This window comes from Candidatus Magnetobacterium casense (assembly GCF_019173545.1).
Classification (GTDB): domain Bacteria; phylum Nitrospirota; class Thermodesulfovibrionia; order Thermodesulfovibrionales; family Magnetobacteriaceae; genus Magnetobacterium; species Magnetobacterium cryptolimnobacter.
This window is the reverse complement of the sequence record NZ_JABXWD010000307.1, coordinates 1-4,018: the sequence shown is the minus strand read 5'-3', so window position 1 is coordinate 4,018 and position 4,018 is coordinate 1. Positions and strand designations below refer to the sequence as shown.

At 46.8% G+C, this 4,018-nt stretch carries 5 protein-coding genes; all 5 read right to left on the bottom strand.

The features are described 5' to 3' along the window. Positions 1-360: 360 nt before the first annotated feature. Positions 361-810 (bottom strand): hypothetical protein, encoded by a 450-nt coding sequence (locus tag HWQ67_RS13805; RefSeq protein WP_218253272.1) that lies wholly within the window; start codon positions 808-810, stop codon positions 361-363. Between the two features lie 2 nt (positions 811-812). Further along, positions 813-1,226 (bottom strand): hypothetical protein, encoded by a 414-nt coding sequence (locus HWQ67_RS13800; protein WP_218253271.1) that lies wholly within the window; start codon positions 1,224-1,226, stop codon positions 813-815. Between the two features lie 3 nt (positions 1,227-1,229). Further along, positions 1,230-1,622, bottom strand: coding sequence for an ATP-binding protein (locus HWQ67_RS13795; protein ID WP_218253270.1), 393 nt, complete (start codon positions 1,620-1,622; stop codon positions 1,230-1,232). A 3-nt stretch (positions 1,623-1,625) separates the two neighbouring features. Then, complete coding sequence (locus HWQ67_RS13790) at positions 1,626-2,768, bottom strand: PP2C family protein-serine/threonine phosphatase (RefSeq protein WP_218253269.1); 1,143 nt, start codon at positions 2,766-2,768, stop codon at positions 1,626-1,628. Next, positions 2,755-4,018 (bottom strand): PAS domain-containing sensor histidine kinase (locus HWQ67_RS13785; RefSeq protein WP_218253268.1); only part of this gene is annotated, 1,264 nt, incomplete at its 5' end. The genes HWQ67_RS13790 and HWQ67_RS13785, both read right to left, overlap by 14 nt.

The following is a 4,018-nucleotide window of genomic DNA, read 5'->3' as shown; positions in this document are numbered from 1 at the left end:
GTTTTTTCAGGCATGATATTTGAGTGTGAAATAATGGGGTCAAGGGGACTGGTCCCCTTGCAGGGGGTTCTGAAGGGGGGCGGAGCCGCCCCTTTCTTTCTTGTATGCGAGCAATTTTGATACCCGAAAAAACTCGAATCCGATCAGTATACTATGTTTCCTTAAGTCAACAGCATTAGGGGTTAGGGAAGGGTGGTTTTACAAGGAATGGCTTTATTGATAGATTTTCATGATTAGCTTAACACGTATGGGCAGCGAATGCGCTCCTGCCCCCTTCAGAACCCCCTGCAAGGGGGCTGAGGGGAAGCAGAACTCCCCCTTCTTTCCTTGTCTTGCGCACGAGCCAAACGCTCTATAATATCAGTCGAACTCCTCCACTACACGCACGCCGCCATTATCCTCCCTGGAGAGATCAATGGTCGTGATTTTTTCGGGCATGAAGCGGTCCACGGCATTCTTGATCTCCTTCTGGACATACCAGATGTAAATATGTCGCACGATGTCCCTGGCAGAAGCCATACCTATAGCGCCCATAAACTTTGAAGAGACCACCTGCATGTTCTTAAAGTTGCAGACGATATCTATCGCTTCCCCCAGCGCTTCAAAGTTCTTGACTGCTGCATCCAGGAGGTTTTTTGCCTTGGTTTGCTCGTCAAAGCTGCTGTCTGCAGGCGTAATGGTTATTGTCAATCTGCCTTTGCCTCCCAGCCCTTCAAGCTGTCTGATTGTCTTTTGGATAAGGAGCATCTTGTCTTGCTCCTCAACAATGCTGCCTTCAAACGTGAATGTTGTTGTCAGCTTTTTATCCATCTCTATTGTCCTCCCTTGATGTCTGCCAAGACTTCTTCCACAGTCTTACATGCTTTTAACTTTTTCCTGTTATCCCTGATATCAGAGTTAAGGTAGCTTCCGTCCCCGATTAACCCAAAAAGAGTAGCGACACTCTTTACACCTTCCTGCATCCCATAGATATACATAGCCTTTACCACCCACTCCGCCAAACTAGCCCCAATAGCGCCAATCAGGACAGAACCCAGGAAAGAGACGTGAGTAAAGTTTAAAACCACCGTCTTAACTTCGCCACTTTGGCGACAACTCTGCACTTCGTCAACCAGTGCCTTTGCCCAGGCGCTACAAGACTCCCTGGCCCTTTCAAAAGCAAATGGACGGTTAATAAAAATTACCCCCGGTAAACCTTCAATGCCACCAACCTTTTCAACTTCCATTGCTTAATCCTCCTTTTTGATTACTAGTGTTACCTTGTTGCCCGTGTCATTAAAATGCACGGTAAACCCCATGTCTATAATCGACTTTAAACCTCTTCCCCGTGGTGATGACAATGGCGGGTATTCTTTTGGTATTTCAGGCCGCTTTGTACCTACACCCTCATCTTCAATGCCAAAGACCATGAACCCTTGCTTTGTCTCCACTTCGATAACAATCTTACGGTCAGCCTCGTTTGCATTTCCGTGGTCTTGGGCGTTAGCCAGGAGCTCCATTACAGCGTATGTGATCTCATTGTCTTGCTCCTTGCCGGAGGCAAAATCATTAACCACCGGACGGATTTCGTTCATGAACCGATCCATGTCCTGGTCGGTACTAAAGATCGTGTACTTCGTCATGAGCTACTCCCTTTCGATTACAATAACCGTAACGTCATCATCAAACCTGCCACTGACAAACCCCCGAACTTCAGAAATAAGGGAGTCTTTCAGGTCTTCAATGGGCAGGGATTGGTTTTTTTGCAGGAACTCGGCCACCCTCTCTGTCCCGAATGGTTCACCCTGAGCATTCATCTCCTCAAACAGGCCGTCCGTATAAATAACCAGGCGATCGCCTTTTATGAAGTCATACTCCGCCTCTTTAGCCTTTAAGTCAGGAAATATGCCAAGTGGAGGGCCAAAGTTTTTAAGCTCAATCACCCCTCCGTCATGCAGCAAAAATGGCGCCGGTTGTCCGGCATTGGAAAAGATAACCTTCCGTGACTCAAAAATAAAGTACATCCCTGCCACAAAGCTGCTTTCCGGGGACAGCATGCCATAGATATCGCTGTTGATGTTTATCAAAAACTCACTTGGACGCAATGCCGGCGCCGGGCAATGATCAATGACGGATAAAATCCGCATTGACATAAGAGCCGCCAAAACGCCATGTCCACAGGTATCGGCTACAAACAGGCCGGCCTTACCCTTGGGCATTTTCTTGTGAAACCAGAAGTCACCCGATACATCCGTGGCCGGTTGATTGAAAAACACCACATTCAATCCGGCATTGTTGAACATATCTCCAGGGGCTTCCTTGTTGGTCAGAAACTTCCTTTGAACCCTGGCGGCATCTTGCAAATCAACCGCTCTTTCCTTCTCCAGTGCTATCTTTGCCTTTTCAGCAAGCCGTCTCTCTGTCAGGGTTCGCACGCGAGCCGTAAGTTCAGCCAGTTGATACGGCTTTCTGACATAGTCATTCGCCCCGGCTAAAAGGGCCTTTTCGATCTCCTTTGCCATGGCGTCAGTCTTGGCAGTTAATATGATTACCGGGATGTCGCTTGTTCCCGGATTCTTCCTGAGGGCATCCAATACCTGATAACCATTCATCTTAGGCATCATTATATCCAGCAAGATAACATCCGGTAATTCTTTTATTGCCAGATCCAAGCCCTCCTGACCATCCTCTGCCAACAAGACCGCAAACCCAAGTTGTTTGAGATTAACCTCACAGATAAAGCGATTATTGTCATCGTCATCTACAACCAGGGCTTTAGCCTTCTTCATTTTCCCTCCATTGTTTAAGTGTGAAATAAAATGTGTTCCCACGCCCCAACTCACTCTTTACCCAAATATTGCCGCCCATCGTCTCAACGATCTTTTTAGAGATCGCAAGTCCCAGGCCAGTCCCCTCAGTGCTCATAGTCTTATCACTACGCCAAAACATATCAAAGACGTGCTTGAGCGTCTCCTCATCCATACCCGGACCTGAATCCTCGACACTCACTAAAACCATTGCCCCTTCCTCCACCGCCCGTACAGTAATCACATCCCTTTCAGCAGTAAATTTAACGGCGTTTCCTATCAGATTAAACAGAACTTGCGTTAATTGCTTGAGGCCGGTGTGGATTAAAGGCAGGTCTGGCGGAATCTGAACCTTAAAATCCAGATGCTTCTCTTTGATTTTTTCAAACAGGTTTGACTTAACGATATCCAACGCCTGTCGTAAACTTACTGCTTCATACTGGATATCGAACCGTCCTGCCTCAATGCGCGAAAACTCAAGTAATTCCTCAATCAAAGAGGCCATATGAAAGGCTGATTTAAGAATCTTCTCAAGAACATCTCCCAACATATCTTCTTCCTGCGTCATCCAACCATTCCTGTAGGCATCTCTCAAGGTTTGCGCAAGTCCGGAAATTCCACTGAGCGGTGTGCGTAATTCATGTGTCACCAAAGAGAGGAATTCGTTTTTTGCCCGGCTTGCTTCCTGGGCAACCTTGAGTTGTCGTAACTGTTTATCATCTTCAACTCGCTTCGTAACATCCAGCAACAGGCCGATAATCGCAGGGATTTCCCGAATTTCCGTACGCGAACCATAGACCTCAATCTGTACAATGTCACCATTTTTTTTGAGTCCGCCAAAACAATAGTGTGCAAAGGCTATTTCACCGTCCATTCGTTTACGAATATTTTCAGCAACCAACTCTCTATCGACAGGATAAACTACGTCAAGCGGCGTTTTTCCTAAAAGCTCCTCCGCTTTTTCGTAGCCAAATATCTCGGTGAACCGTGGATTTACATAGATAAACACCCCGTGTTGAATTATGCAAATCCCCGCAAGAGATTGTTCCACCAGGCCCCGAAACATACTCTCCGATTCCTGACTCTTGCGAAAAATTGGATCGGTGATCCTTAAAAACGCAAACGCCCCCAGTAGAATTGCCAGCACAGCTAAAAAGAAAGCGACCAATCCCACACGAATAAAAGGAGAGCGAATCTCGGACATATCTATCTTAGTAACGATCCCATAGTCG